The organism is Curvibacter cyanobacteriorum (assembly GCF_028649475.1).
GTDB lineage: Bacteria > Pseudomonadota > Gammaproteobacteria > Burkholderiales > Burkholderiaceae_C > Curvibacter > Curvibacter cyanobacteriorum.
The window spans coordinates 388,717-415,187 of sequence record NZ_JAQSIP010000003.1 but is presented as its reverse complement, the minus strand read 5'-3'; the positions used below and the strand labels follow the sequence as shown (position 1 = coordinate 415,187).

The 26,471-nt window shown below is 67.3% G+C and carries 23 protein-coding genes and 1 pseudogene; 12 read left to right on the top strand and 12 right to left on the bottom strand.

Annotated features, from left to right (window positions below; all coding sequences use genetic code 11):
• Nucleotides 1-148 precede the first annotated feature (148 nt).
• Nucleotides 149-1,330, top strand: a complete 1,182-nt coding sequence (locus PSQ40_RS08495; protein WP_273950584.1) for a porin — start codon at nt 149-151, stop codon at nt 1,328-1,330.
• Between the two features lie 13 nt (nt 1,331-1,343).
• On the opposite strand, the gene PSQ40_RS08490 is transcribed toward PSQ40_RS08495, so the two are convergent.
• Entirely contained in the window at nt 1,344-2,222 is an 879-nt protein-coding gene (locus tag PSQ40_RS08490; RefSeq protein WP_273950582.1) for an amidohydrolase family protein, read from the bottom strand.
• 119 nt (nt 2,223-2,341) lie between these two features.
• On the opposite strand from PSQ40_RS08490, the gene PSQ40_RS08485 reads away from it, so the two are divergent.
• The 5 genes from PSQ40_RS08485 (at nt 2,342) to PSQ40_RS08465 (ending at nt 8,774) form a co-directional block, all read left to right on the top strand.
• Nucleotides 2,342-3,136: a crotonase/enoyl-CoA hydratase family protein gene (locus PSQ40_RS08485; RefSeq protein ID WP_273950580.1), complete on the top strand. Its 795-nt coding sequence runs from the start codon at nt 2,342-2,344 to the stop codon at nt 3,134-3,136.
• A gap of 56 nt (nt 3,137-3,192) precedes the next feature.
• Complete coding sequence (locus PSQ40_RS08480) at nt 3,193-5,085, top strand: feruloyl-CoA synthase (protein ID WP_273950578.1); 1,893 nt, start codon at nt 3,193-3,195, stop codon at nt 5,083-5,085.
• Between the two features lies 1 nt (nt 5,086).
• Nucleotides 5,087-5,872, top strand: a complete 786-nt coding sequence (locus tag PSQ40_RS08475) for an SDR family NAD(P)-dependent oxidoreductase (RefSeq protein ID WP_273950576.1) — start codon at nt 5,087-5,089, stop codon at nt 5,870-5,872.
• A gap of 47 nt (nt 5,873-5,919) precedes the next feature.
• The gene (locus PSQ40_RS08470; RefSeq protein WP_273950574.1) at nt 5,920-6,930 is read left to right on the top strand and encodes a Bug family tripartite tricarboxylate transporter substrate binding protein; all 1,011 of its coding nucleotides are present in this window, start codon (nt 5,920-5,922) and stop codon (nt 6,928-6,930) included.
• A 95-nt stretch (nt 6,931-7,025) separates the two neighbouring features.
• On the top strand, nt 7,026-8,774 hold the full coding sequence (locus PSQ40_RS08465) for an acyl-CoA dehydrogenase family protein (RefSeq protein ID WP_273950571.1): 1,749 nt from the start codon (nt 7,026-7,028) through the stop codon (nt 8,772-8,774).
• Nucleotides 8,775-8,784: 10 nt separating this feature from the next.
• On the opposite strand, the gene PSQ40_RS08460 is transcribed toward PSQ40_RS08465, so the two are convergent.
• The 3 genes from PSQ40_RS08460 to PSQ40_RS08450 form a co-directional block, all read right to left on the bottom strand.
• Nucleotides 8,785-9,936 (bottom strand): sensor domain-containing diguanylate cyclase, encoded by a 1,152-nt coding sequence (locus PSQ40_RS08460; protein WP_273950569.1) that lies wholly within the window; start codon nt 9,934-9,936, stop codon nt 8,785-8,787.
• A 170-nt stretch (nt 9,937-10,106) separates the two neighbouring features.
• Nucleotides 10,107-11,318 carry a M20 aminoacylase family protein gene (locus tag PSQ40_RS08455; RefSeq protein ID WP_273950566.1) on the bottom strand — a complete coding sequence of 404 codons (1,212 nt, stop codon included), beginning with the start codon at nt 11,316-11,318 and terminating at the stop codon, nt 10,107-10,109.
• Between the two features lie 5 nt (nt 11,319-11,323).
• Nucleotides 11,324-12,322 (bottom strand): tripartite tricarboxylate transporter substrate binding protein, encoded by a 999-nt coding sequence (locus PSQ40_RS08450; protein ID WP_273950565.1) that lies wholly within the window; start codon nt 12,320-12,322, stop codon nt 11,324-11,326.
• A 112-nt stretch (nt 12,323-12,434) separates the two neighbouring features.
• Here PSQ40_RS08450 and PSQ40_RS08445 point away from each other — a divergent pair, with 112 nt between their 5' ends.
• Both PSQ40_RS08445 and PSQ40_RS08440 read left to right on the top strand, forming a co-directional pair.
• Nucleotides 12,435-13,337, top strand: coding sequence for a LysR family transcriptional regulator (locus PSQ40_RS08445; RefSeq protein ID WP_273950563.1), 903 nt, complete (start codon nt 12,435-12,437; stop codon nt 13,335-13,337).
• A gap of 95 nt (nt 13,338-13,432) precedes the next feature.
• Nucleotides 13,433-14,659 (top strand): HD-GYP domain-containing protein, encoded by a 1,227-nt coding sequence (locus PSQ40_RS08440; RefSeq protein WP_273950561.1) that lies wholly within the window; start codon nt 13,433-13,435, stop codon nt 14,657-14,659.
• Nucleotides 14,660-14,692: 33 nt separating this feature from the next.
• On the opposite strand, the gene PSQ40_RS08435 is transcribed toward PSQ40_RS08440, so the two are convergent.
• The 4 genes from PSQ40_RS08435 to ahpC all read right to left on the bottom strand — a co-directional run bounded on the left by PSQ40_RS08435 (nt 14,693) and on the right by ahpC (nt 18,664).
• Entirely contained in the window at nt 14,693-15,838 is a 1,146-nt protein-coding gene (locus tag PSQ40_RS08435; RefSeq protein ID WP_273950559.1) for a GGDEF domain-containing protein, read from the bottom strand.
• Between the two features lie 208 nt (nt 15,839-16,046).
• Nucleotides 16,047-16,265 carry a SlyX family protein gene (locus tag PSQ40_RS08430; RefSeq protein ID WP_273950557.1) on the bottom strand — a complete coding sequence of 73 codons (219 nt, stop codon included), beginning with the start codon at nt 16,263-16,265 and terminating at the stop codon, nt 16,047-16,049.
• 108 nt (nt 16,266-16,373) lie between these two features.
• Complete coding sequence (ahpF, locus tag PSQ40_RS08425; RefSeq protein ID WP_273950555.1) at nt 16,374-17,942, bottom strand: alkyl hydroperoxide reductase subunit F; 1,569 nt, start codon at nt 17,940-17,942, stop codon at nt 16,374-16,376.
• A gap of 158 nt (nt 17,943-18,100) precedes the next feature.
• The gene (ahpC, locus tag PSQ40_RS08420; protein WP_273950554.1) at nt 18,101-18,664 is read right to left on the bottom strand and encodes an alkyl hydroperoxide reductase subunit C; all 564 of its coding nucleotides are present in this window, start codon (nt 18,662-18,664) and stop codon (nt 18,101-18,103) included.
• Between the two features lie 190 nt (nt 18,665-18,854).
• Between ahpC and PSQ40_RS08415 the strand changes: the two genes are divergently transcribed.
• The 4 genes and pseudogenes from PSQ40_RS08415 to PSQ40_RS08400 all read left to right on the top strand — a co-directional run bounded on the left by PSQ40_RS08415 (nt 18,855) and on the right by PSQ40_RS08400 (nt 20,685).
• Nucleotides 18,855-19,322, top strand: coding sequence for a MarR family winged helix-turn-helix transcriptional regulator (locus PSQ40_RS08415; RefSeq protein ID WP_273950552.1), 468 nt, complete (start codon nt 18,855-18,857; stop codon nt 19,320-19,322).
• A 192-nt stretch (nt 19,323-19,514) separates the two neighbouring features.
• Nucleotides 19,515-19,823: a winged helix-turn-helix transcriptional regulator gene (locus PSQ40_RS08410; protein ID WP_273950549.1), complete on the top strand. Its 309-nt coding sequence runs from the start codon at nt 19,515-19,517 to the stop codon at nt 19,821-19,823.
• A 163-nt stretch (nt 19,824-19,986) separates the two neighbouring features.
• A pseudogene (locus tag PSQ40_RS08405) lies at nt 19,987-20,331 on the top strand (FKBP-type peptidyl-prolyl cis-trans isomerase); the annotation flags it as partial.
• Nucleotides 20,329-20,685: an FKBP-type peptidyl-prolyl cis-trans isomerase gene (locus PSQ40_RS08400; RefSeq protein WP_273951152.1), complete on the top strand. Its 357-nt coding sequence runs from the start codon at nt 20,329-20,331 to the stop codon at nt 20,683-20,685. The pseudogene PSQ40_RS08405 and the gene PSQ40_RS08400, both read left to right, overlap by 3 nt.
• Before the next feature lie 55 nt (nt 20,686-20,740).
• Here PSQ40_RS08400 and PSQ40_RS08395 read toward each other — a convergent pair whose 3' ends face one another.
• The 4 genes from PSQ40_RS08395 to ppsA form a co-directional block, all read right to left on the bottom strand.
• Nucleotides 20,741-21,247: a hypothetical protein gene (locus PSQ40_RS08395; protein ID WP_273950548.1), complete on the bottom strand. Its 507-nt coding sequence runs from the start codon at nt 21,245-21,247 to the stop codon at nt 20,741-20,743.
• Between the two features lie 260 nt (nt 21,248-21,507).
• The gene (locus PSQ40_RS08390; protein WP_273950546.1) at nt 21,508-23,610 is read right to left on the bottom strand and encodes a VC_2705 family sodium/solute symporter; all 2,103 of its coding nucleotides are present in this window, start codon (nt 23,608-23,610) and stop codon (nt 21,508-21,510) included.
• On the bottom strand, nt 23,603-23,917 hold the full coding sequence (locus tag PSQ40_RS08385) for a DUF4212 domain-containing protein (RefSeq protein ID WP_273950545.1): 315 nt from the start codon (nt 23,915-23,917) through the stop codon (nt 23,603-23,605). Before PSQ40_RS08385 ends, PSQ40_RS08390 begins: the two co-directional genes overlap by 8 nt.
• Nucleotides 23,918-24,022: 105 nt before the next feature.
• A complete protein-coding gene (gene ppsA / locus PSQ40_RS08380; protein ID WP_273950543.1) occupies nt 24,023-26,416 on the bottom strand; it encodes a phosphoenolpyruvate synthase in 2,394 nt (797 codons plus the stop codon).
• Between the last annotated feature and the right edge of the window lie 55 nt (nt 26,417-26,471).

The following is a 26,471-nucleotide window of genomic DNA, read 5'->3' as shown; positions in this document are numbered from 1 at the left end:
TGGCCGCCCAAGGAGACAGACCGGCCTCCGAGAGATTGGATGGGCCGCGACGGCTCGGCACCCACGGCACAGGTCCGATCATGCCCTTCCCGGCGTCGCAGGGGCTGAATGCCCCGAAGCGCCTTTCTTTGCTGGCTGAGGACCCATGATGCAATTCAAATACCCCCTGCTCACCGGCGCCATCCTGGGCGTCGCCAGTCTGGCTCCCGCCCATGCGGCGGTCCATCTTTTTGGCGTGTTGGACCTGTCCTACGAAACGGTGCAAACCGGCAGTGGCCGGGTCACGGGCCTGGCCCCTTCGGGCAACAGCAGCAGCGCGCTGGGGCTGCGGGGCTCCGAGGACCTGGGGGCCGGCCTGGCCGCCAACTTTTGGCTCGAGGGCGGGCTCAACCCCGCCAATGGCAGCGGCCCCAGCGGCAGCAGCACCAACAACCAGACCAATGACGTGGCCTCGGGCGGCTTCCTGTTCAACCGCCGCGCCACCGTCAGCCTCAGCAGCGACTACGGCGAACTCCGCCTGGGCCGTGACACCACGCCCACCTGGCAAAACTACGGCAACAACGACCCTTTCAATGGCAACGGGGTGGGCACACTGATCGCCAGCTACACCGGCTCGGCGTCGGCCAACACCTTCTTGCGCGCCTCGAACGCCGTGGGCTACTTCCTGCCCAAGATGAGCAGCGGTGTGTATGGTCAGGCCATGCTGGCGTCAGGCAACCACGGCAGCAACGCCCAACAAGATGGTGTCGACACCTCCGGCAACGGGCGCTACGCGGGGGCGCGGCTGGGCATTCAGCGGGACCGCTTCGACGTGGCGGTGGCCTACGGCCAGACCCGCTATGCGCCGCTGACCCAGACCTTGGGCAGCAATGGGCTGGCGGGCAGCGGCACCCAGGGCGGCAGCACGGTGACGCGTGCGGGGGAATACACCGACACCAACCTCGGCGCGTCCTACCAGTTCGACCGCGTCAAGGTCATGACGGTGCTGGCCAAGCAAACCCTCAATGACCTGGTTCAAGCCGGCAACCAGCAAAGCACCCGGGCCTGGAGCCTGGGGCTCCAGGCGCCGTTCGGCAACACGCAGTGGCTGGCCTCGTTCAGCAGCGCCAAACTGGACGGCGCCAAGGCCCAGAAGCTGGCGCTGGGCGCGGTCTACAACCTGTCCAAACGCAGCGCCGTCTACACCACGGTGGCACGGGTGCAGAACTCGGGTGGGGCCTCCATCAGCGCCAGCTCCTATGGCGCTGGCGCCCTGTCACCGGTCATGGGGTCCAACAATGTGAACCACAGCTCGACCGGCTTGGACGTGGGTGTGCGCGTCTCGTTCTGACGCGCGGCCTGCCTCAAGCCGGGTCGGTCTTGTCCAGGCCCAGCAGGCGCACGGCGTTGTCTTTCAGAATACCGGGCATCACCTCGGGCTTGAAGCCGGCGACCTCGAAGTCCTTCATCCAGCGCTCGGGGGTGATCAGCGGGTAATCGCTGCCGAACAGGATGCGGTCCTTGAGCAGGGTGTTGGCGTACTGGATCAGCTGCTTCGGGAAGTACTTGGGGCTCCAGCCCGACAGGTCGATCCAGACGTTGGGCTTGTGCGTGGCCACCGACAAGGCCTCGTCCTGCCACGGGAAGCTCGGGTGGGCCATGACGATCTGCATGTCGGGGAAGTCAATCGCCACGTCGTCCAAGTGCATCGGGTTGCTGTACTCCAGGCGCAGGCCACCACCGCAGCGCATGCCACTGCCAATGCCGCTGTGGCCGGTGTGGAAGATGGCCGGCAGCTTGTAGTGGTTGATGACCTCGTAGATCGGCCAGGCCATCTTGTCGTAGGGGTGGTAGCCCTGCACCGTGGGGTGGAACTTGAAGCCGCGCACGCCGTGCTCGGTGATCAGCTTCTCGGCCTCGCGCGCGCCCATCTTGCCCTTGTGCGGGTCGATGCTGCCGAAGGCCATCATCATGTCGCTGTTCTTCTTGGCGGCCTCGGCGATCTCTTCATTGGGGATGCGGCGACGCCCCAGCTTGGACTCGCTGTCCACCGTGAACATGATCAGCCCGATCTTGCGCTCGCGGTAGTAAGCCACCGTTTCCTCGATGGTCGGGCGGCGGTTGCTGCCGAAGTACTTGTCGGCCGCGCGGTCGTACTCCTCGCCGTAACTGTCAAACGGGTTCCAGCAACTCACTTCGGCGTGGGTGTGGATGTCAATCGCGATCAGGTTCTTGTAATCCATGAAGTCTCCTTGATTGGGTGGATCGGATGCAAGGGTAAGTACTTATAAAAAAACGAGTGGGGCTCGCTTGAATTGATTATGTTTCATAACCATAATGAATTCAACAACGGAACGCCATCATGACCCAGACCTCCTCCAATCCAGACCTCAAAGTTGAATTCCACGGCGCCAGCCAAGAAGTGGCCGTGATCCGCCTGACCCGGCCGACCAAGCGCAATGCGCTCAGCGACGGCCTGATCCTGGCGATCCGCGACGCCTTCGAAAACCTGCCCGCCACGGTGCGCGCTGCCGTCATCGACGGCGAAGGCCCGCACTTCTGCGCCGGCCTGGACCTCAGCGAACTCAAAGAGCGCGACGCCGGCCAGGGCCTGCACCACTCGCGCATGTGGCACGCCGCGCTGGAGCGCGTGCAGCACGGCCCGGTCCCCGTCATCGCCGCGCTGCACGGCGCGGTGGTCGGCGGCGGCCTCGAACTGGCCAGCGCCTGCCACATCCGGGTGGCCGACGAAACCACCTTCTACGCCCTGCCCGAAGGCTCGCGCGGCATCTTTGTGGGTGGCGGCGGCGCGGTGCGCATCCCGCGCCTGATTGGCGCGGCCCGCATGACCGACATGATGCTGACCGGCCGCGTCTACAACGCCGCCGACGGCGAACGCATCGGCATGGCCCAGTACCTGGTGCCCGAAGGCACGGCTTTTGACAAAGCCCTGGAACTGGCCAAACGGGTGGCCGAGAACGCCCCGCTGACCAACTACGCGCTGATGCACGCGCTGCCGCGCATCGCCGAGCAACCGGCCGACCAGGGCTTCTTCACCGAGGCGCTGATGGCCGCCATCGCCCAGAGCGCCCCGGACGCCAAGGAACGCGTGCGCGCCTTCCTCGAAGGCCGCGCCGACAAAGTGCGCAAGGACTGAACGCCCCCCGGTGTGCCCAGCGCCCTCCTCCAGACCCACAGCCCGAGCAGAACAAAATGACAGAGACAAACCGCCCCTCAGGCGCCGCTGCGCCGCGCTACCGCCCGCTGACCTTCGGCGTGACCCGCGTCACGCTGCAAGACGGTGAGGCCGGCACCCGCTACCTGCAGGCCGAGCAGGCGCTCGACAGCCATGCCGAACGCATGACCGACCGCCTGCTGCACTGGGCCCGCACCGAGCCCAGCCGCACCTTCATGGCCCAGCGCGAGCGCCTGGCCGATGGCCGCACCGGCGACTGGCGCCACGTCAGCTACGCCGAAGCGCTGAGCACCGCGCGCCGCATTGCCCAGGCGCTGCTGAACCGCGGCCTGAGCACCGAACGGCCGGTGGTCATCTTGAGCGAGAACAGCCTGGAACACGCCCTGCTGGCACTGGGCTGCCTGCTCGCGGGCATCCCGCACTGCCCGGCTTCGCCGGCCTACTCAACCGTCAGCCAGGACTACGACAAGCTGCGCCATGTGCTCAACACCCTGACGCCGGGTCTGGTGTTTGCCACCGACGGCAGCCGCTACGGCCGCGCCATCGCCGCCGCGGTGGCCCCCGAGACCGAGGTGGTGCTGGTCCATGGCCAGGTGGAGGGCCGTGCCCACACCGACTGGCAGGCCCTGCTGAACACCGCGGACACCGAGGCCGTAGACGCCGCGCTGCAAGCCACCGGACCGGACACCATCACCAAGTTCCTGTTCACCTCGGGCTCGACCAAACTGCCCAAGGCGGTCATCAACACGCACCGCATGTGGTGCGCCAACCAACAGCAGATGCGCCAGTCCATGCCGGTGCTGGCCGACCCCGACCTGCCCCCGGTGCTGATCGACTGGCTGCCTTGGAACCACACCTTCGGTGGTAACCACAACGTCGGCCTGACGATCTACAACGGCGGCACGCTCTACATCGACGACGGCAAGCCCACCCCCGCGCTGATGCAGGAAACCCTGCGCAACCTGCGCGAGATCGCCCCCACGGTGTACTTCAATGTGCCCACCGGCTTCGAGGCCATCGCCAACGCGATGAAGACCGACGACGTGCTGCGCAAGAACCTGCTGTCGCGGGTGCGCATGTTCTTCTACGCCGGTGCCGCACTGGCCCAGTCGGTGTGGGACGACCTGCACCAGCTGCAGGAAGCAGAAGTGGGCGAACGCATCGTCATGGGCACCGGCCTGGGCATGACCGAATCGGGCCCGTTTGCGATCTTCGTGACCGGCCCCCAAGTCAAGTCGGGCGACCTGGGTGTGCCCACGCCGGGCCTGACCCTGAAGCTGGTGGACATCGACGGCAAGACCGAGGTGCGCTACCGCGGCCCCAACATCACCCCGGGCTACTGGCGTGCGCCCGAGGAAACCGCGGCCCACTTCGACAGCGAAGGCTTCTTCTGCAGCGGCGACGCCGTGCAGTGGATCGACCCCAACGACGTGCACCAGGGCCTGCGCTTTGACGGCCGCATTGCCGAAGACTTCAAGCTGGCCACGGGCACCTTTGTCAGCGTGGGTCCGCTGCGCGCCAAGATCACGGCGGCCGGCGCCCCCTATGTGCAGGACGCGGTGCTGACCGGCATCAACCTCAAGGAAGTGGGCGCGCTGATCTTCCCGACCCAGGCCTGCCGGGCCCTCAGCGGCCTGCCCGCCGATGCCCCCTGGGCCGAGGTGCTGCAAAGCGCCCCGGTGCTGGCCAAGTTCCAGCAGGTGGTCAACGAGCTGGCCAGCCATGCCACCGGCAGTGCCAACCGCATTGCGCGCGCCGCGCTGCTGGCCGAGCCGCCCTCGATCGACAAGGGCGAGGTCACCGACAAGGGCTCGATCAACCAACGTGCCGTGCTCAAGCACCGCGACGCCCTGGTGCAGGCGCTGCACCAAGGCACCCTGCCGAACACCCTCCAACCGCAAGGAAACTGACATGGACATCCAAGGACAAGCCGCACTGGTCACCGGCGGCGCTTCGGGCCTGGGCGAAGCCACGGCCCGCGAACTGGCCCGGCTCGGCGCCAAGGTCGCCGTGCTCGACGTCAACGCCACGCTGGCCGCTCAGGTGGCCGCCGACCTGAACGCCCAGTACGGCGCAGGCCGCGCCATCGCCTGCGTCTGCGACATCACCAACACCGACAGCGTGCAAGCCGCTTTGGACCAGGCCACGGCGGCCCACGGCCCGGCCCGCATCCTGATGAACATCGCGGGCATTGGCACGGCCAAGCGCGTGGTGCAAAAAGACGGCAGCGCCGCGCCGCTGGAGGACTTCAGCCGCGTGGTCACCGTCAACCTGATCGGTGCTTACAACATCAGCCGCCTGTTTGCCGCCCAATGCGCCAAGCAAGCCCCGCTGGAAGACGGCGAGCGCGGCGTGATGATGTTCACCGCCTCCGTCGCGGCCTTTGACGGCCAGGTGGGCCAGCAGGCCTACAGCGCCTCCAAGGGCGGCCTGGTGGGCATGACCCTGCCGATGGCCCGCGACCTGGCGCAGCATGGCATCCGCGTCTGCACCGTGGCCCCCGGCCTGTTCGCCACACCGCTGATGAAGCAACTGCCCGAGCCCGTGCAGGCCTCGCTGGCCGCGTCCATCCCCTTTCCGTCGCGCCTGGGCAAGCCCGAAGAGTTTGCCCAACTGGCCTGCCACATCGTGACCAACGGCCACCTCAATGGCGAGGTGATCCGCCTCGATGGCGCGCTGCGCATGGCGCCGCGCTGAGCCCGCCCCAGCCGACCCCACCCACACAACAACATCGGAGACACACCATGAACCAACACCGCCGTCAATTTGTCCAGCGCCTGGGCAGCGTCGCCGCCCTGGGCGCCCTGGGCTCCAGCGCCAGCCTGCTGCCGCTCAACGCCTTCGCCCAACTGGTCGAACAAGTGAAGATCTACTACGGCTTCCCGGCCGGCAGCTCGGGCGACAGCGTGGCCCGCCGCGTGGGCGAGAAGTTGATGGGCAGCGCCTACACCAAGAACGCCGGCGTGGTTGAGAACAAGCCCGGCGCTGGTGGCCGCATTGCGCTTGAATCGCTCAAGCCCTCGCCGGCCGACGGCTCGGTGCTGGCCCTGTCGCCGTTCTCGGCGCTGGCCATCTACCCGCACATCTACACCAAGATGAATTACGAGCAGAAGGACTTCACGCCGGTGTCGATCGCAGCCGTCATGCACCACGGCCTGGCCGTGGGCCCCCTGGTGCCGGCCAGCGTGAAGACCCTCAAGGACTTCCTGGCCTGGGCCAAGGCCAACCCCAAGGACGCCAGCTATGGCTCGCCCGGGGCCGGCTCGACGCCGCACTTCATCGGGGCCCTGCTGGGCCTGAACGCGGGCGTCGAGATGCGCCACGTGCCCTACCGTGGCTCGATCCCCGGCGTGACCGACCTGGTGGGCGGCCAGATCGCCGCCATGGTGACGCCCAGCGGTGACTTCATCGCCAACGCCAAGGCCGGCAAGCTGCGCATCCTGGCCACCTCGGGCGAGAAGCGCTCGCCCTACCTGCCGGAGGTGGCCACCTTCGCCGAGCAAGGCTTCGCTGACCTGACGACCGAAGAATGGTTTGGCTTCTACGCCCCGGCCAAGACACCGGCGCCGGTGGTCGCGGCCGCCAATGCCGCCATCAACGCGGCCCTCAAAGAGAAGAGCGTGATCGACAGCCTGGCCATCGTGGGCCTGATCGCCCAGGGCTCCACGCCCGAAGAAATGGGCCGCTCGCAAAAGCTCGAGTTCGAGCGCTGGGGCCCCCTGGTCAAGCGCATCGGCTTCTCGGCCGAGTCGTGAGGTCCGAGTCCTGAGTCCTGAGTCCTGGCCGGCACGGTGCCCACGGCACCTGCCGGCTTTTTGTGTGTTGAGTTGTTCTGTCGCCCTGCCCGCCCATGTCGTCCTCCTACCAGCCCCGCCCCGCCGACAACGGCTTTTTGCTGTTCAACGTGCTCCAAGCCCCAAGCCAGCTCGCGGCCCTGTCCGGCCTCACCGAGGCCGACGAGGCCCTGATGACCCAGGTGCTCGACGAGGCCGGCAAGTTTGTCGGGGAGGTGGTGGCGCCGCTGTCGCGCCAGGGCGATGAGATCGGCTGCCGCTGGGAGGCCGGCCAGGTGACCACCCCGCCCGGCTTCCGCGACGCCTACCAGGCGTTCTGGCAGGCGGGCTGGCCCGCCCTGGCCTGCGCCGAAGAAGACGGTGGCCAAGGCCTGCCCTGGGTGCTCGAAGGCGTGCTCTACGAATGGCTGAGCGCGGCCAACCACGGCTGGACCATGGCGCCCGGCCTGCTGCATGGCGCCTACGAATGCCTCAAGCACCATGGCCACGCCGACTTGAAGGCCGCTTACCTGAACCGCATCGCCAGCGGTGAATGGCTGGCCACCATGTGCCTGACCGAGCCCCACGCAGGCAGCGACCTGGGCCTGGTGCGCACCCAGGCGGTGCCCCAGGACGGCGGCCGTTTCCCCGGCGAGCACCGCCTCAGCGGCACCAAGATTTTCATCTCTGGCGGCGAGCACGATCTCAGCGACAACATCGTTCACCTGGTGCTGGCCCGGCTGCCGGGCGCACCGGCCGGCCCCAAGGGGCTGTCGCTGTTCCTGGCGCCAAAGTTCCTGCCCGACGGCTCGCGCAATGGCGCCCACTGCGATCGCATCGAAGAAAAAATGGGCCTGCACGGCAGCCCCACCTGTGTGATGCGCTTTGAGGACGCCACCGGCTGGCTGGTGGGCCAGCCCGGGGCCGGCCTGAATGCCATGTTCATCATGATGAACGCCGCGCGCGTCCATGTGGCCTTGCAAGGCATTGGCCTGCTGGACGCGGCCTGGCAAAAGGCCGACGCCTATGCCCGCGAGCGGCGCCAGATGCGCGCCCCCGGCGCCCGCCCGGCCTCGCGGGGCGACGGCGACAGTGCCGACCTGCTGATCGAGCACCCTGCGATGCGCCGCATCCTCGACGTGCAACGCGCCTGGATCGACGCCGGCCGCCTGCTGGCCTACCGCACCGGCTTGGCACTGGACCAGGCCCGCCACCACCCCGACGCCACGGCCCGTGACGCCGCCCAGCGCTGGTGCAGCCTGGTCACCCCCGTGCTCAAGGCCGCCTGGACCCACCAGGCCTTCTATGGCGCCAGCGAATGCCTGCAGGTCCTGGGGGGCCACGGCTATGTGCGCGAGTGGGGCATTGAGCAGATCGTGCGCGACGCGCGCGTCAGCATGATCTACGAGGGCACCAATGAAATCCAGGCCATCGACCTGCTGCTGCGCAAGGTGCTGCCCGATGGGGGCGAAGCCCTGGGCCAGGTGCTGCTGTCCTTGCGCGGCTCGCTCGATGCGGCGCGCGACTTCGACGCCGAGGTGCTGCGCCGCCTGGCGGAACTGCGCTACCTGACCACCACCCTGGCCCTGGCGGGTGGGCAAGACGCCGTGCTCGCGAGCCAGGTGGCCGACGACTACCTGCGCGCCGTCGCCCTGGTGCTGATGGCCTGGGCCTGGGCCCAGATCGCCCAGACGCCTGGGGCAGAGTCGGCGCGCTGGCAAGCACCGCTCAAGGCCTTCCGCGAACGGGTGCTGCCCGAGCTGGACCTGCGCCTGAAGCTCATCAAGCTGCAACTGCCCAACCCCAACGCCGCGCACCCGGCCTGAGGCCGCGCCGTCACGCGCGGGCCGACTGCACCGCGCCCTCGTCGCTGGCCGCCACCACCTGGTTGCGGCCGCTGCGTTTGGCCCGGTACAGGGCCTGGTCGGCGGCCGCCACCAGCAACTCGGCCGTCTGGCCGTCGGCCGGGTAGCAGGCCACCCCGGCCGACAAGGTGCAGTTCAAGGGCTGGCCGCCGATCCACATCACCGACGCGGCCAGCGTCGCGCGGTAGTGCTCGGCGCGGGCCAGCGCGGTCGCCAGCGGCATGTGCGGCAGCATCAACAAGAATTCTTCACCGCCGTGGCGGCACACCACATCGCTGGCCCGCGCGTCATTGCTCAGCAAGAACGCCAGCCGGCGCAAGACCTCGTCGCCGGCCGCGTGGCCGTGCTCGTCGTTGACGCGTTTGAAATGGTCGATGTCGATCAGGATCAAGGACAGGGGGCTCTGCATGCGCAGGCAGCGCACCAGCTCGCGCGCCAGCGTGGCGTCCAAAAAGCGGCGGTTGAACAAACCCGTCAGTGCGTCGTGGTGGGCCTGCTCCTGCCACTGAGACTGCAGCGCGCTGACCACCCCGAGCTGCTGGCGCAGCTGGCGCTCGCTGTGCGCCAGTTGTTGCCGGGCCTGGCTGAGCCGGCTCAGGCGCCGCTGCAGCACATGGGCCCACCACGCCAGCTGGGCCGTCAGGTAGAGCATGCTGCAGGCCGTGGCCGCAGGGCCCATGTGGGGTTGAAGGTGTAGGCCCCAGAGCGCCCCCGCCAACCCCGCGCCGCCCGCCCAAGCCAGCCCGGCGCGGACCAGCCCGGCCCGCCCCCACAGCGCTGCGAACGAGGTCACGCTGGCGGTCGCCAGGGCATAGGTCAGCCACAGCGGCACGCCCAGCCAAACCACCCAGAGTGCGAGGCAGACGGCGTCGAGGGTGAGGACCCACCGTGCGGCGTGCCAAGGGTCGGCCTGGCGGCGGGCCCACCCCTGGCTGAGCAGCGGATAGACCAGACACTGCAGCGTCACGGCCACCCAGGGCAGCCCGGGCCAGCCACGCTCCTGGCCCAGCAACAGACAGACCGCCCACACCCAGCCCCAGGAGGCCAGCCGGTGGCGGGGGTTCAGTCGCCCCCAACCACGGTCTGCCGTCGGTGGGGTGTCAAGATCATTGGGGGAGGCCATGCGCTGTGGTGCTGGAACTCCAAACGGGAGCCACCCAATTTAGCAAGCACCGCCCCCGCCCCCCGCGCGACGCGGCCCGCCCAGGACAGCCGGTCAAGTCCAGCCGCTCAAATGCAGCGCTGCACCCCGGTCCAGCGCCTCCACGGGCCGCGGCCGGGCCGCCGACGGGCTCAGGCCGCTTGCAAAAAGCGCTGCGCCAACAGCACCCAGAAGGCGGCCCCACGGGCCACATTGCTGTCGTGGAAGTCGTAGGACGGGTTGTGCACCATGCAGGCGCTGTGACCGGCATAGGGGCTGTCATCGTGGCCATCGCCATTGCCGATCAGCACATAGCTGCCGGGCACCCGCTCGAGCATGAAAGCGAAATCTTCGCTGCCCGGCAAGGCCGGAGCCTGCAACAACACGCGCTCGGGGCCGTTGAGGGCCAGGGCCACCTCACGCGCCAACGCAGTCTCGGCCGGGGTGTTGACCAGCACCGCATAGCCGGCGCGGTAGTCCACCGTGGCCTCGCAACCCAAGCTGCGCGCCTGCGCGTGGGCCAGCTCGGTGATGCGCTCGCGCAGCAGTTGACGCACCTCGCGGTCCAGCGAACGCACGCTGAGCTTCAGGCTGGCGGTCTCGGGGATCACGTTGTTCGCCTCGCCGGCGTGGAAGGCTCCGACGGTGATGACCGCCATGGCCAGCGGGTCCACATTGCGCGACACCACGGTCTGCAAGGCCATCACCAGGCTGCTGGCGGCCACCACCGGGTCGGCCGCCTTGTGCGGCATGGCGCCATGGCCCCCCACGCCGCGCACGGTGATGAACACCTGGTCCGACGAGGCCATGGCCGCGCCCTCGCGCAGCGCCAGGTGGCCCTGCGGGTAGCCGGGCATGTTGTGCATGGCGAAGATGGCGTCGCACGGGTACTGCTCGAACAGGCCGTCTTCCATCATCTTGAGGGCGCCGCCCAGGCCTTCCTCGGCGGGCTGGAAGATCAGGTTCAGCGTGCCGTCAAACTCGCCGTGCTCGGCCAGTTGGCGCGCCGCTGCGAGCAGCATCGCGGTGTGCCCGTCGTGACCGCAGGCGTGCATCACGCCGGCGTGCTGGCTGGCGTGCGGCAGGCCGGTGGCCTCGACGATCGGCAAGGCGTCCATGTCGGCGCGCAGCCCCAGGCGCCGCGGACCGTTGCCGCGCCGCAGCTGGGCCACCACGCCGGTGCCGCCCACGCCACGCTGCACGGTGTAGCCGTAGCGTTGCAGGCAGTCGGCCACCCGTTCGCTGGTGCGGTGTTCCTCAAAGCCCAGCTCGGGGTGCTGGTGGATGTCGCGCCGGAAGGTGACGAACTCGGGGGCCTGCGCCTCAGCGCGGGCCAGAACTTGTTGGATGGTGAGGTCGGACATGGGGCTCACTGGGCCTGCAACTGGATGGACTTGGCGATGGCGCGGAACTGGGCGGTGCCCTCGCTGTAATAGCGCGCGGCCTCGGCCAGCGACAGCGGTCGCGACACGGACTGGCTCTGGGCCTCCAGGCTGGCGCGCATGGTGGCGTCGCCCAGCGTCTCGGACAGGGCCTTGTGCAGCGCCTGCACCACGGGCTCGGGCGTGTCCTTTTTGACGAAGTAACCTGTCCAGATGTTGAACACAAAGCCCTTCAGCGCCTTGCTTTCATTGAGGGTGGGGGTGTTCTTCAGACCGTCCAGGCGCTCGGGTGACAGGGTGGCCACAAACTTCAGTCGCCCTTGCTGGGCCATCTCGAGCTGCGGCTTGCCAAACGGCGTGATGAAGATGTCGACCTGCGAACCCATCAGATCCTGCAGTGCCGGTGCGGCGCCTTTGTAGGGCACATGGGTCATGGGCACGCCGACCAGGTGGGACAGGTGCTCGCCCATCAGGTGGTAGAACGAGCCCGGCCCCACGCTCGCGTAGGTCAGCGGCTTTTGCTCCTTGGCCATGCGGGCGGCGTAGGCCACCAGCTCATCCCCATTGCTCACCGGCAAATCCCCCCGCGCCAGAACGGCCATCGGGGCCACCGCCACCAACTGGACCAGGCGGAAGTCCTCGCTCTTGAACTTGACCGCCGAGTTGGCCAGCGGCGACAGGATCAGCTCATTGGGCGAGCCCTGGAAAATCTGATACCCGTCGGCCGGAGCGTTCAACACCTTCTGGGCCGCCAGGGCGCCACTCACGCCGCCCAGGTTCTCCACCACCACCGGCTGGCCGAGGTGCTTGGCCAGCGCCGTGTTGACGGTGCGGGCGATCACGTCCGACAAGCCCCCCGCTGGGTACGGCACCATCAAGGTCACGGGCTTGCTGGGGTAGCTTTGCGCCTGTGCGCCCGCCATCCAGCTCAGGCCCAGCAGGGCCAACGACAGGCCGATCAAGCGGCGTTTTTGGGGTGAGGTCATGGGGTATCGGGAGGTGAGTTGAGGAAGGTGAGTCCATGCTAGGGCATGGTTTATCCATGTGTCTAATGCATTATTTTCCTGATAATGATTCATCAAACTCATTGGGTCGCCCATGGAATTGCGCCAACTCAAACACTTGATTTGCCTCGCCGAGTGCGGTTCCTTCAGCCGGGCCGCCGAGCAGCTGCACCTGACCCAATCGGCCTTGAGCCGCAGCATCCAGGCGCTCGAATCGAGCCTGGGCGTGCCGCTGGTGGACCGCCTGGGCAAGCGCAATGAGCTGACCCCCGTAGGCCACTGGGTGACCGAGCGCGCACGCCGCGTGTTGTTCGAGGCCCACGACCTGCAAGAAGGCCTGCAACACCTGAACCAGGCCGAGCTGGGCACCCTGCGCGTGGGCCTGGGCTCGGGCCCTGGGGCCTTGCTGATGACGCCGTTGCTGCAGCACATGGCGCGCCACCACCCGGGGGTCAAGGTCAGCGTCTCGCGTGGCGCCACCGAGCTGCAACTGCAGGCCCTGCGCGAGCGCCAGCTGGATGCGCTGGTGGTCGACCTGCGCCGGGTTGCGCCCGCGGAAGACCTGCGCATCGAGCGCCTGACCGACATGCAGGCGGCCTTCATCGCCCGCGCGGGGCACCCACTGCTGCGCCATGACGCCAGCCCGCCTTTTGCCGCGCTGCTGCGCTACCCCATCGCCACCACGCCTTTGAGCGATGAGGTGGCGCGCATGCTGGTCGAACGCTACGGCGAAGCCGCCAACCCCGAGCAGATGGTCTCGCTGCGCTGCGAGGACGTCAGCAGCCTGCTCGACACCGTGGCCCAGACCGACGCGCTGTTCCTCGGCATCCGGGCCGCCGCGCGCGCCGGCATCGAAGCCGGCCTGTTGGCCGAGGTCCGCGTCAGCCCGCCGCTGCAGGCTTCGGCGCGCTTCGGGCTGATCACGCTGCGCGGGCGCACGGAGTCACCGCTGATGGGCCTGCTGCGCGACTTTGTGCGCCGGCAGCTGCACGACTGAGTCCGGCCCTCTCCGTGGAAGCCAGAACAGCACTGGGGATACCCGGTAAACCTCGGTCACCGATGAAAAATCCTGTCAGATAATCACGGCCACCCATGAAACTCGCTCCCGTCAGCTTCAGCAACATCCCGCTGGGACGTCCACTGCCCTTCTCGCTGCACAACGCCGAGGGCATTCTGTTGGCCAGCCGTGGCTATGTGTTCAACGAACGCGAAGCGCTGGACACGCTGGCGGCGCACGGGACCTTGTTCGTCGACCCCCAGGAAGTGCGCCAATACCGGCGTGCCATGGAAGCGCAGATGAACTCGATGGTGAACGCCGGCAACACCACGCTGGGCCAGATCGCCGACACCCAGATCATGGCGCCCGAGCCCAGCAGCGCCCCGTCGGCACGGCCGCCCGAAGAGCTCGGTGACCCCGATGCCCCGATCGACTGGCTGGACATGCAGAGCCGGGCCAACACCCTGCTGCGCGACACCAAAAGCCTGCGCTTCATGTTCCGCCTGGACCGCCTGCAGCGCGACCTGAGCCGGGTGCTGACGCGCAACCCCGACACCGCGCTGTTCGCACTGATCCACCTGACCGCCAGCGAAACCCGCTACTACAGCGCCACCCACGCCATGCTGGTGTGCGCCATGTGCTCGCTGGCAGCGCGTGACGTGCTGAACTGGTCCCCAGAACTCGAGACCACCATGGTGCGGGCCTGCCTGACCATGAACATCGGCATGACCGAGTTGCAGGACCAGCTGACCCTGCAACGCGAACCGGTGTCGCCCGAACAACGGGAACAGATCGAACACCACCCGCTGCGCTCGGTTCAACTGCTGCGCGAGCGCGGGGTGCGCGACCCGATCTGGCTCGAAGCCGTGCAACAGCACCACCAGGTCAGCGCCGGGCCCTTGGGCGGGCGCACGCCCGCCGACCAGATTGCGCGCCTGATCCACCGTGCCGATGGCTTTGCCGCACGCCTGTCGCCGCGCGCCACCCGACCGCCCATGGCGCCCTCGGCCGCCATGCACGCGACCTACTTTGACGAAAGCAAGAAGGTCGACGAAGCCGGGGCCTCGCTGATCAAGGCGGTGGGCATTTACCCACCGGGCTCGTTCGTCAAACTGGCCAGCAATGAGATTGCCACCGTGGTGCGCCGCGGGGCCAACACCCTGACCCCGCGCGTCGCGGTGCTGGTCAACCGGGAAGGCATGCCCATGCTGGAACCCGCCATCCGTGACACGCGCCTGCACGACCACCGCATCCTGTCGAGCGTCAACTACAAGGACATCCGGGTGCGCCCGGACCTGGTGCGCCTGCTGGCACTGACCTGAGCCGTCCCCGCCACCGCGCTGGCACCGCCCGCCTCACTGCCACGGCAAGGACACACAGCGGTTGCGACCACCGTTCTTGGCCTGGTAGAGGCTGGTGTCGGCGCGGGCCAGCACATCGTCGAGCCGGTCACTGGGGTGCACATTGGTGATGCCGGCCGACAGGGTGATCGGCCAACCCGGCACCAAATCCTGCCAATGCTGCAAGGCCACGGCTGCGCGCACACGCTCCAGCACCACCTCGGCCTCGGCCAGTGTGGTGGCGGGCATCAGCAGCAAGAACTCCTCGCCACCGTAGCGCGCCAGCTTGTCACTGGGGCGCAGGGTGGCCGCCATGGTGTCGACCACCCGGCACAGCACCTGGTCGCCGGTCAAATGGCCATGGTTGTCATTGACGCGCTTGAAATGGTCGAGGTCGATCAGGGCCAACGCACACACCTGACGGCCGCGTTGCACCAGTTGAATCTGCCCTTCAAGCAAGGGCAGCATGGCGTGGCGGTTGAGCGCGCCGGTCAGCAAGTCGTGGGAGGCCAGGCGGTGTACCGCCTCGACCTCTTCGGTCAGCTTGCGCTGGCGCTGGATCAGGCGCGTGCGCAGCAAGGTGCCGTAGTGGTTGAGCAGCAGGCAACGCAGCAAAATGGACGCATAGGCCACGCCCACCAGCACGGCCTCACGCGCGTTGGCGGGAATGCTGACGGGCACCGTGTGCTGCGAAGGCAGCCACTGCAGGGTCAGGGCGGTCATGGCGCAGGTGCCCAGCCACATCAGCAAGGCCCGTCGCACGCTCAGGCTCAGGGTGCCAAACGCGAACACGACGAAGATGATGCACAGGAAATAGGCCTTGATCCACGGCGCCAGCAGCACCGCGCCGAGTTGCACGGCAATCGCCGCGGCCATCTGCCATTCGGTCAGGAGCAGGTCTCGCTGCCCCCGCGCATCACCGATCCGGAAGGCCAGGGTGAACAGCAAGATGTGCCCCAGGCCCGCTGCCACATACAGCAGAGGCAGGCTCAGCTCGATCCGGCCCAGCCACCAGAAACAGGCCAGGAACACTGCATCCAGTGCGTAACTGACCCCCACCGCCACCAGCATCGTGAGGCGAGTGCGGTGGCCACCCTCCCAAGGCGCCGGCAGGGCGCCCGAGCGGGCATGTTTCGCGCCACTTTCAAGTACCGTGGACATCGCCGGCTTCCTCTCCAGGTCGATGGTGTTGCTTTGGGAGTCTGAAACCGTTCTTTCAAGGCATGGTACCAACGGTTCGGTTGCAAACAAAGAAATTCCCCCGCGGAACGGCGATGTGTCTCAAAACCATGCAAAAAAGCCGCAGCCCTGGGGGGACGGCGGCTCGGTTCACGGGGGGCCAGGTCAGGCTGATTGAATGACCTGCGAGTCAGTAATGGGGTGGCAGTTCGTCGCGCAGGCCGGGCGTGGCGCCGGGGCCGTTGTCGGGCTGCTGCCGACGCAGTTCACGCACCTCGCGGATCAGGGCCTCGATCTGTTCCTGCTGGCGGAACACGGTCTGGTTGAGTTGCTCCAGCAGGTCTTCGTTGAAGCTGGTCTTGATCTCCAGCTCCGTGAGGCGGTGGTCGATGATGTCAGGTTTTTCCATGCCCCGATTGGACCTGAAATTCAGCGCCCGCAAAAAACCCCGCCCGAGGGCGGGGCTCGTGGGGGCCAGGCCCCGGCGACCTGTCGCCGGGCCTGGCGCCGTCCCGCCTCAAGCCACGACCGGGGTGCGGATCAGGTGGTCGAAGGCGCCGAGGGCGGCCTTGGCCCCTTCACCGGCCGCGATGATGATCTGCTTGAACGGCACCGTGGTGACGTCACCGGCAGCGAACACCCCGGGCACTGAGGTGCGGGCATGGGTGTCGACGACGATCTCGCCGTGCTTGGACAGCTCGACCGTGCCCTTCAGGAAGTCGGTGTTGGGCAGCAGACCGATCTGCACAAAGATGCCTTCGAGCGGCAGCAGCTGTTCGGCACCGCTGACGCGGTCCTTGTAGCGCAGGCCCGTGACCTTGCTGCCGTCGCCTTGGACCTCGGTGGTCTGGGCGTTGGTGAGCACCGTCACATTGGGCAGGCTGGCCAGCTTCTTCTGCAGCACGGCATCGGCCTTCAACTCGGGGGCGAACTCGAGCAGGGTGACGTGGTCGACGATGCCAGCCAGGTCGATCGCCGCCTCGACGCCCGAGTTGCCGCCGCCAATCACCGCGGTGCGCTTGCCCTTGAACAGCGGGCCGTCGCAGTGCGGGCAGTAGGTCACGCCCTTGGTGCGGTACTCGTTTTCGCCTGGCACGTTCATGTTGCGCCAACGCGCGCCGGTGCTCAGGATCACGGTCTTGGCCTTGAGCGTGCCACCGTTGGCCAGCTTGACCAGGATCGGCTCACCCGGCTGGGCCGCCGGAACCAGTTGCTCGGCGCGCTGGGCGTTCATGATGTCCACGTCGTAGGCACGCACATGCTCTTCCAGGGCCGCGGCGAACTTCGGTCCTTCGGTCTCCTTGACCGAAATGAAGTTCTCGATGCCCAGGGTGTCGAGGGTCTGGCCACCGAAACGCTCGGTCACCACGCCGGTGCGGATGCCCTTGCGGGCCGAATACACCGCCGCTGCGGCGCCGGCCGGGCCACCGCCGACGATCAGCACATCGTAAGGGGCCTTGGCGTCGAACTTGACCGCGTCGCGCGCTGCGGCACCGGTGTCGAGCTTGGCCACGATCTCCTCCACCGTCATGCGGCCCGAGGCAAACACCTCGCCGTTCAGGTAGACCATGGGCACGGCCATGATGCCGCGGCGCGTGACTTCATCCTGGAAGGCGCCGCCTTCGATGATGGTGGTCTTGACGCGCGGGTTGAGCACCGCCATGAGGGACGCTGCCTGCACCACGTCGGGGCAGTTGTGGCAGCTCAGGCTCATGTAGACCTCGAAGTTGTAGTCCCCGTCCAGCGCCTGGATCTGCTCGATCACATCCTGCTCCACCTTCGGCGGGTGGCCGCCGGTCCACAGCAGGGCCAGCACCAAAGACGTGAACTCGTGCCCCAGGGGCAGCCCCGCAAAGCGCAGCTGGTTGTGGCTGCCCAGGCGCTGCAGGCTGAACGACGGCTTGCGCTCGTCGGTGCCATCGGTGCGCAGCGAGATCTTGTCGGCGCGCAGGGACTGGATGGTTTGCAGCAACTGCAGCATGTCGCGTGCGGTGTCGCTGTCGTCGAGGGAAGCCACCAGCTCAAAAGGCTGCGTCACGCGCTCCAGGTACGCAGAGAGTTGGGTCTTGAGTTGGTCGTCGAGCATGTTCAGGTCCTTCAGGGGTCAGTGCTGGGGGGCGCGGCGGGCCGCTTGTGGCGGCCCGGGCGCCAAAATTCGGGCAAAAAAAAGCCGGACGGCATGGCACCAGGCCATGACGCTGTCCGGCGGGGGAGCGCCGAAGCGCTCTGCCGTGAGGCGGTGACTTAGATCTTGCCGACCAGGTCGATCGAGGGGGCCAGGGTCTTGGCGCCTTCGTTCCACTTGGCGGGGCAGACTTCACCGGGGTGGGCGGCGGTGTACTGGGCAGCCTTCAGCTTGCGCACGGTTTCCTTGACGTCGCGAGCGATTTCGTTGGAGTGCACTTCGGCGGTCTTGATGACCAGGTCCGGGTTGATGATGAAGGTGCCGCGCAGAGCCAGGCCTTCTTCAGCGATGTGCACGCCGAAAGCCTTGGTCAGCACGTGGGTCGGGTCGCCGACCAGGGGGAACTTGGCCTTGCCCACGGCCGGCGAGGTTTCGTGCCAGACCTTGTGCGAGAAGTGGGTGTCGGTGGTGACGATGTACACCTCGGCACCGGCCTTTTGGAACTCAGCGTAGTTGTCAGCGGCGTCTTCGATTTCGGTCGGGCAGTTGAAGGTGAACGCTGCCGGCATGAAGATCAGAACCGACCACTTGCCCTTCAGGCTTTGTTCGCTGACTTCAACGAACTTGCCGTTGTGGAAAGCTTGGGTCTTGAAAGGCTGGACTTGGGTGTTGATCAAGGACATTGATGTTTCCTCTGTTACGTTTGGTTGACGACAGCCGTGACTTTATCCGAGCCATAGCCATTGAACCAATTGATTGATCATATTCACCCAATTGTTTTTGCCTATTAAAAATACCACCCTCCCGGGAGCGCTGGACATCAACGCGTCACACCAGCCGCGAGGCGGCCGCTATTGGGAGGACAATCGGGCCATGGTCACGCAGCGCAAAACCACCTCCCCCGCGGCCGCCGTCGAAGCCGTGGACACCCGCTACCTGGAAACGCTGATGGGCTACAACGCCCGTCGGGCGGCGTTGAGCATCATCGAGGTCTTCATGGAGCGGATGTCGGTCTATGGGCTCAAGGTGGTGGACTTCTCGGTGCTGTCCCTGGTGGCGCACAACCCGGGCATCACCTCGCGCCAGCTGTGCAGCACGCTGGACATCCTGCCGCCCAACCTGGTGGGCATCATTGCCTCGATGGACCGGCGCGGCCTGATCGAGCGCCGCCCCCACCCCAGCGACGGCCGGGCCATGGGCCTGCACCTGACCGAAGCCGGCCAGGCGCTGATGAAGGACGCCGAACAAACCGCGGCCGACCTCGAGGACGACGCCACCAGCCGGCTCAGCGCCCAGGAACGCAAAACGCTGATCCGCCTGCTGCAAAAGATCTACCTGTGACCCTCGGGTCGCTGGCGGACTGAAATCACCGCCAGGCCCTGACTGGGGCGCACCAGCCGCTCCGGCGGTTGCTGGGCAGCTATGAATCCGGTAGCAAAGACGGGTTTTGGGCTATAGTCGCGCCGCACGGGCAGGCCACTGGGCCTGGGGTGTTTGAATGCGAATGTGTTGTGTCACGAGGAGATCCCCACCATGACCGCCAAGGAAGCCCCCGCCATCAGCCAGTTGTTCGACCTGCTGGAGTCGCGTTATGCCTTGCGCGTGCTGTGGGCTCTGCGCGATGAACACGCCCAGACCTTTCGCCTGCTGCAAGACAGCGTCGGCGGCATCACCCCCAACACGCTGAACACACGCATCAAAGAGCTGCGCGAAGCTGGCCTGATCGACCACGGCCCCAGCGGCTACCTGGTCACCGACAGCGGCAAAGACCTGCTGCGCCGCCTCAACGACGTGCAGCCTTTTGCCGTCAAATGGGCCGCCGGGCGGGCCAAGAAAAAATAATCGCCGCGGGCCTGACCACAGCCCGCCCGCGCGCCCACCGCCCCGCGCGGCCCGGGCTGGGCAGGCGGTTTCGGGGATAATCCGGGCTCCAAAACCGGGCCCAGGCGCGCCACCGCGCGGACATGGGCCCTCTCATTCCGACCGCACACACCCAAGGACTTTCATGCCCACCACCGAATCCGGCCTCCAATACGAAGACACCACCGTTGGCGAGGGCAGCGAAGCCCGCGCCGGCGCCGAGGTCACCGTCCACTACACGGGCTGGCTGTACGAGAACGGCGTGCAAGGCGCCAAGTTCGACTCCAGCGTGGACCGCAACGACCCGTTCGAGTTCTCCCTGGGCGCCGGCATGGTCATCAAGGGCTGGGACCTGGGCGTGCAAGGCATGAAGGTGGGTGGCAAGCGCACCCTGATCATCCCGCCGCAACTGGGCTACGGCGCCCGCGGCGCCGGCGGCGTGATCCCGCCGAACGCCACCCTGAAGTTCGACGTCGAGTTGCTCGGTGTGCAAAGCGCTGACACCGGCGGCGAGCTCGAGATCGTGGACACCGTGGTGGGCGCCGGCGACGAAGCCGTGGCAGGCCGCAAGGTGCGTGTGCACTACACCGGCTGGCTGTACAAGAACGGCGCCCAAGGCCCGAAGTTTGATTCGAGCCTGGACCGCAACTCGCCGTTCGAGTTCGGCCTGGGCGCTGGCATGGTCATCAAGGGTTGGGACCAGGGCGTGCAAGGCATGAAGGTGGGCGGCAAGCGCACCCTGATCATCCCGGCCCACCTGGGCTACGGCGCCCGCGGCGCTGGTGGCGTGATCCCTGGCAACGCCACGCTGAAGTTCGACGTCGAACTGCTCGCCGTGCTGTGAGGCCTGCGGGCCCCGCCCCGGGGCCCGTGTCAGCGGCTGAGGCGCAGTGGCCGCCTCAGCCCTTCAAAGCGCGCTCCAGCGGGGCATAGGCCTGTGGCCCCACCGCCTCGCGGATGCGCGGCGCCACCGCCTGCAGTTCCTCGAGGTTGGCCGCCCCCTCCACCGCCAGGTTGAGGCGAAACCCCCGCAAACCCAATGACGCCGTCAAGGCCACCGCAATCGGATAGGCCTCGATGTAGCGCTGCCGCGGGCTGCGCTCAGGCACCGCATCCAGCCCCGACAAGGGGAAGTCGATCACCACCTCCTGCGTCTGTGCAACCGCCGGCTCGGGTGGTGAGGGCGGCAAGGCCGCCACCGCCCCCCCCACTGGCGCCAGCGCCCCCGCGGCCACCAGGTGATCCACATCGGCCACCGTGATGCCCAGCGCAGCCGTGGCGCGCAAGACTTCCTCCAGGCGCCGCTGACCATCGAACAGGATGAACGCCGATCGCTGCCGGGGCGACAAGGTGGGGTCGCGCCGCTTGAACAGCAGCTGCCCGGCTTCGGTCTTGGCGTAAATCATGTCAGGGTGTCAGATGAGTTGAAAAACCAGTCCAGCCAGGGCACAAGCGTAGCAGCCCAGCGGGGGCGCCAGCTTGTCACGGGCATCACCGGTTTTGAATTGGGGTTTATCCAGTGCCCCAAGCGGCCTGCAGCGACCGCCCCGCTGATGGGCCCCGCCCCGTGGCCGCTGCGGGTACACGGTACACGGTACAGGGCACAGGGCGCCCGCGCTCCCAACGACATGGCGGGGGCGCCAGCGCCCCGCGCCCGCCGGCGGACTCAGGCGTGGACGTCCAGCGCGGGACCGGTCTCGCGGGGGCCCAGCCAGCTGATGAGCCAGGTCACGGCCAGGCCCACCGGCACGCCGAACACCCCCGCCGACACCGGCTGGATGCCCAGCCACAGGCTGGGCCCAGGCGGCAGGCCCAACAAGGCGCGCAAGGTGGGCGAGTTGGACAACAGGTAGTAGACGGTCACGCCCAGGCCCGCCAGCATGCCCACGATGGCGCCTTGCCGGCTGGTGCGACGCCAGAAGATGCCCAGCACCATGGCAGGCACCAGGGCCGAGGCCGCGAGCGAAAACGACGCCGACACCAGGGGCAGGATCTCCGACGGTTTGAGCGCGGCCACAAAAGCGGCCAGCATGGCCACCGCGAGCAAAACAAACTTGGACAGGATCACCCGGCGCTCCTCGGAACCCGCCTTGGGGGGCGCCCGGAACAGGCGCAGGTCGCGCACCAGCGAGTTGCTGATGGTCAGCAACAGGCCGTCCGCGGTCGACAAGGCCGCCGCCAGCCCCCCCGCCGCCACCAGCCCCGACAGCACATAGGGCAAACCACCAAGCTCGGGCATGGCCAGCATGACGATGTCGGCGCCCAGGCGCAGTTCGCCAAACTGCAACAGGCCATCGCCATTGACGTCGCTGACCGACACCAGGGCCGGATCGACCTTGGACCACTGCACGATCCACGGGGGCAGCGACTCAAAGGTGCTGCCAACCAGGTTGTTCATGACCTCGAACTTGACCAGCACCGCGAGCGCCGGCGCGCTGACGTACAAGAGCGCGATGAAGACCAGCGACCAGGCCACCGAGGTGCGGGCCTCGGCCACCGAAGGCGTGGTGTAGTAGCGCGTCAACAAGTGCGGCAGGCCCGCCGTGCCCATCATCAGGCAGAACATCAGCGCCAGAAAATTGCGCCGCGCGAAGTCGTAGGTCTGTTGCTCGGCCGGGGTGCCATCCGGGTCGCCAGCAAAGGGGCGGCTGTGCGGCGGCATGCCGGCCAGCGGCAGGGCCCGCTCCCGGCTTTCCTGGATGGCGCGGGTCCACTGCTCGCGCGCGGTGGCCGCGTCGTGGGGGACATTGGCCACATCGCGGCTGGCGGCCACGATCAGGGACACATCGGCGTTCTGCTGGCGCAGTTGGCGCAAGCGGTCCTGGGCGGCTTTGCGCTCCTTGATCAGGGCCGCGTCGATGTTCTCGAGGTAAGACTCGTATTCGCGCGCCCGGCGCAGGTAGATGGCGGCCACCTCCTGTTCGGCGGGCGAGGCCATGAGCTGCTGCTCCAGCGCCTCGATCTTGGCCAGTTGCTGCCCATACACCAGCGGCGCCAGCGGGTTGCCCAGTTGCTTGTAGGCCAGCCAGGAGACCGGGATCAAAAAGGCCAGCAGCAAGATGATGTACTGCGCCACCTGGGTCCAGGTGATGGCGCGCATGCCGCCCAGGAAGGAGCACAGCAGCACCCCGCCCAGGCCCAGCATGATGCCGATCTCGAACTGCACGCCGGTCAGGCGCGAAGCGATCAGGCCCACGCCGTAGATCTGCGCCACCACATAGGTGAACGAACACGCCACCGCCGCCAGCGCGGCAATCACCCGGGGCCAACGGCCACCGAAGCGGCGGTCAAAAAAGTCAGGCAAGGTGTAGAGCTGGGCCCGCCGCAGGTAGGGCGCGATCAGCATCGCGACAAGGCAGAACCCGCCCGTCCAGCCCAGCACATAGGCCAAGCCGCCCGGCTGGGCCTCCGAGCCCGAAAAGCCCTGCAGGTACAGCGCCCCGGCCAGGCTGATGAAGGACGCCGCACTCATCCAGTCGGCGGCCGAGGCCATGCCGTTGAAGAAGGCGGGGATGCGCCGGCCGGCGACGTAGTAGTCCTCGGCGTCGGTGGTGCGGCAGTAAATGCCGATGCCCGCGCACACCATCACACTGGAGAACAAGAAGATGGGCCCGATCCAGCGCCGCGACAGGCCTTGCTGCTCGGCCCAGCCCATCAGCAGCAAAAAGCCCAGCAGGCCCACCACGTAGGCCGCGAGGATCTTGAACAAGCGGATTTCGTAGGCCTGCCGCGCACCCGGGGTGTTCAGGCCACGTGACGCATCAGGCATCGGGCGCTCCGCCTGGGGGCCGCGGGCGGTCCCGGTCATCGCGGTCGTGTCGGTTCATGACGGTGGCGTACAGCACCACGATGCCGATGAACACCAGCACCGCGCCCTGCGACGCCAGCCAGTAGCCGAGCGAGCCTCCCCAGCCCGGCAAAGCCACCTGGGCGAGGTCGCGCGCCCAGAAGCAGGCGCCAAAGGAAATGCCCGCCCACAACAGCAGCAAGGTGGCGCGCAGCCACCAGTGGCGGTTGGTGTTGTGGGGGGGAACCGGTGCGCCTTCGGGGCGCACCGACAAGGCTCGGTCGGACATCCCTGGATCATCGCACCTGCCCGGCCCTTGACGGCCTAGGTCTTACCCCGGCGGCCGGCGCGAAGAACGGGCGAGCGGGCCGGTGCCGGGCCCGCTCAGCGGGGCTCAAACGCCCGCCAGACGCTTCCAGGTTTCGATCACGCTGTCCGGGTTCAGCGAGATGGAGGCAATGCCTTCATCGGCCAGCCATTGCGCGAAGTCCGGGTGGTCGCTGGGGCCTTGGCCGCAGATACCGACGTACTTGCCTTGCGCCTTGCAGGCGTTGATGGCCCGGCTCAGCATGGCCTTGACGGCCGGGTCACGCTCGTCAAAGTCGGCTGCCAACAACTCGAGGCCCGAATCGCGGTCCAGGCCCAGCGTCAGCTGGGTCAGGTCGTTGGAGCCGATCGAGAAGCCGTCGAAGTACTGCAGGAACTCGTCGGCCAGGATGGCGTTGCTCGGCACTTCGCACATCATGATCAGCTTGAGCTCGTTCTCGCCGCGCTTCAGGCCATGGGCGCCCAGCAACTGGGTCACGCGGTCGGCTTGGCCCAGGGTGCGCACGAACGGCACCATCACCTGCACATTGGTCAGGCCCATGTCGTTGCGCACGCGCTTGAGGGCTTCGCACTCCATGGCAAAGGCTTCGCCGAATTCGGCGCTGATGTAACGCGCCGCGCCGCGGAAACCCAGCATCGGGTTTTCTTCTTCGGGCTCGTAGCGGCTGCCGCCGATCAGCTTGCGGTACTCGTTGCTCTTGAAGTCGGACAGGCGCACGATCACCGGCTTGGGCCAGAAGGCGGCGGCGATGGTGGCCACGCCCTCGGCGACCTTGTCGACATAGAAGGCACGCGGCGAAGCGTGGCCACGGGCCACCGACTCGACGGCCTTCTTCAGGTCGGCGTCGATGTTCGGGTAGTCCAGGATGGCCTTGGGGTGCACGCCGATGTTGTTGTTGATGATGAACTCGAGGCGGGCCAGGCCCACGCCTTCGTTGGGCAGCTGGCAGAAGTCGAACGCCAGTTGCGGGTTGCCCACGTTCATCATGATCTTGGTGGCGATCTTCGGCATCTGACCGCGTTGCACCTCGGTCACCTCGGTTTCGAGCAGACCGTCATAGATGTGGCCGGTGTCGCCTTCAGCGCAGCTGACGGTGACCAGGGTGCCGTCCTTGAGCAGGTCGGTGGCGTTGCCGCAGCCGACCACGGCCGGGATGCCCAGCTCGCGCGCAATGATGGCGGCGTGGCAGGTGCGACCGCCGCGGTTGGTGACGATGGCGCTGGCGCGCTTCATCACCGGCTCCCAGTTGGGGTCGGTCATGTCGGTGACCAGCACATCGCCGGGCTGGACCTTGTCCATCTCGCTGATGTGGTGCACCAGGCGCACCGGGCCGGTGCCGATCTTCTGGCCAATGGCACGGCCTTCGGCCAGCACGGCGCCTTGGCCCTTGAGCTTGTAGCGCAGCTCGGCCTTGCCTTGCTGCTGGCTCTTCACGGTCTCAGGGCGGGCCTGCAGGATGTAGAGCTGGCCGTCGGTGCCGTCCTTGCCCCACTCGATGTCCATCGGGCGGCCGTAGTGCTGCTCGATCACCAGCGCGTACTGGGCCAGTTGCTCGACATCGGCATCGGTCAGCGAGTAGCGGTTGCGCTGCTCGGTGGGCACATCGATGGTCTTGACCAGCTTGCCGCTGGCGGCCTTCTCTTCCGCCGAGGCGAACACCATCTGGATCAGCTTGGAGCCCAGGTTGCGGCGGATCACGGCGCGCTTGCCCGCCTTGAGCATGGGCTTGTGCACATAGAACTCGTCGGGGTTGACGGCGCCCTGCACCACGGTTTCACCCAGGCCGTAGCTCGAGGTGATAAACACCACGTCTTCAAAGCCGGACTCGGTGTCGATGGTGAACATCACGCCGGCGGCCCCCAGATCGGAGCGCACCATTCGCTGCACGCCGGCCGACAAGGCCACATCGGCGTGGGCAAAGCCCTTGTGCACGCGGTAGCTGATGGCGCGGTCGTTGTAGAGGCTGGCGAACACCTCTTTCATCTTGTGCAGCACATCGTCGAGGCCAACCACGTTGAGGAAGGTCTCCTGCTGGCCCGCGAACGAGGCGTCCGGCAGGTCTTCGGCGGTGGCCGAGGAACGCACGGCAAAGGACGCAGCGGCATTGCCCGCGCTCAGCGTCGCGAAGGCGCTGGCGATGGCTTCTTGCAGGTCGGCCGGGAAAGGCTGGGCTTCGACCATGGCGCGGATCTCCGCACCGGCCTTGGCCAGGGCGTTGACGTCCTCGGTGTCCAGGGTGGACAGGCGGGCGTTGATCTTGTCGGCCAGGCCGTCGTGGGCCAGGAACTGGCGGAAGGCATGCGCCGTGGTGGCGAAGCCGGTGGGCACCCGCACGCCTTGCGGCAGTTGCGAGATCATTTCGCCGAGGCTGGCGTTCTTACCGCCAACGGCCTCGACATCGCTCATTCTCAGGTTTTCAAACGGTACGACCAGGGCGGTCGGGCTGAAAAGTGCAGACATGGGAAAGCTCCAGAAGTTGAAACCGGGTCTGCGGTGCCGTCCCCCGGGGACAGGC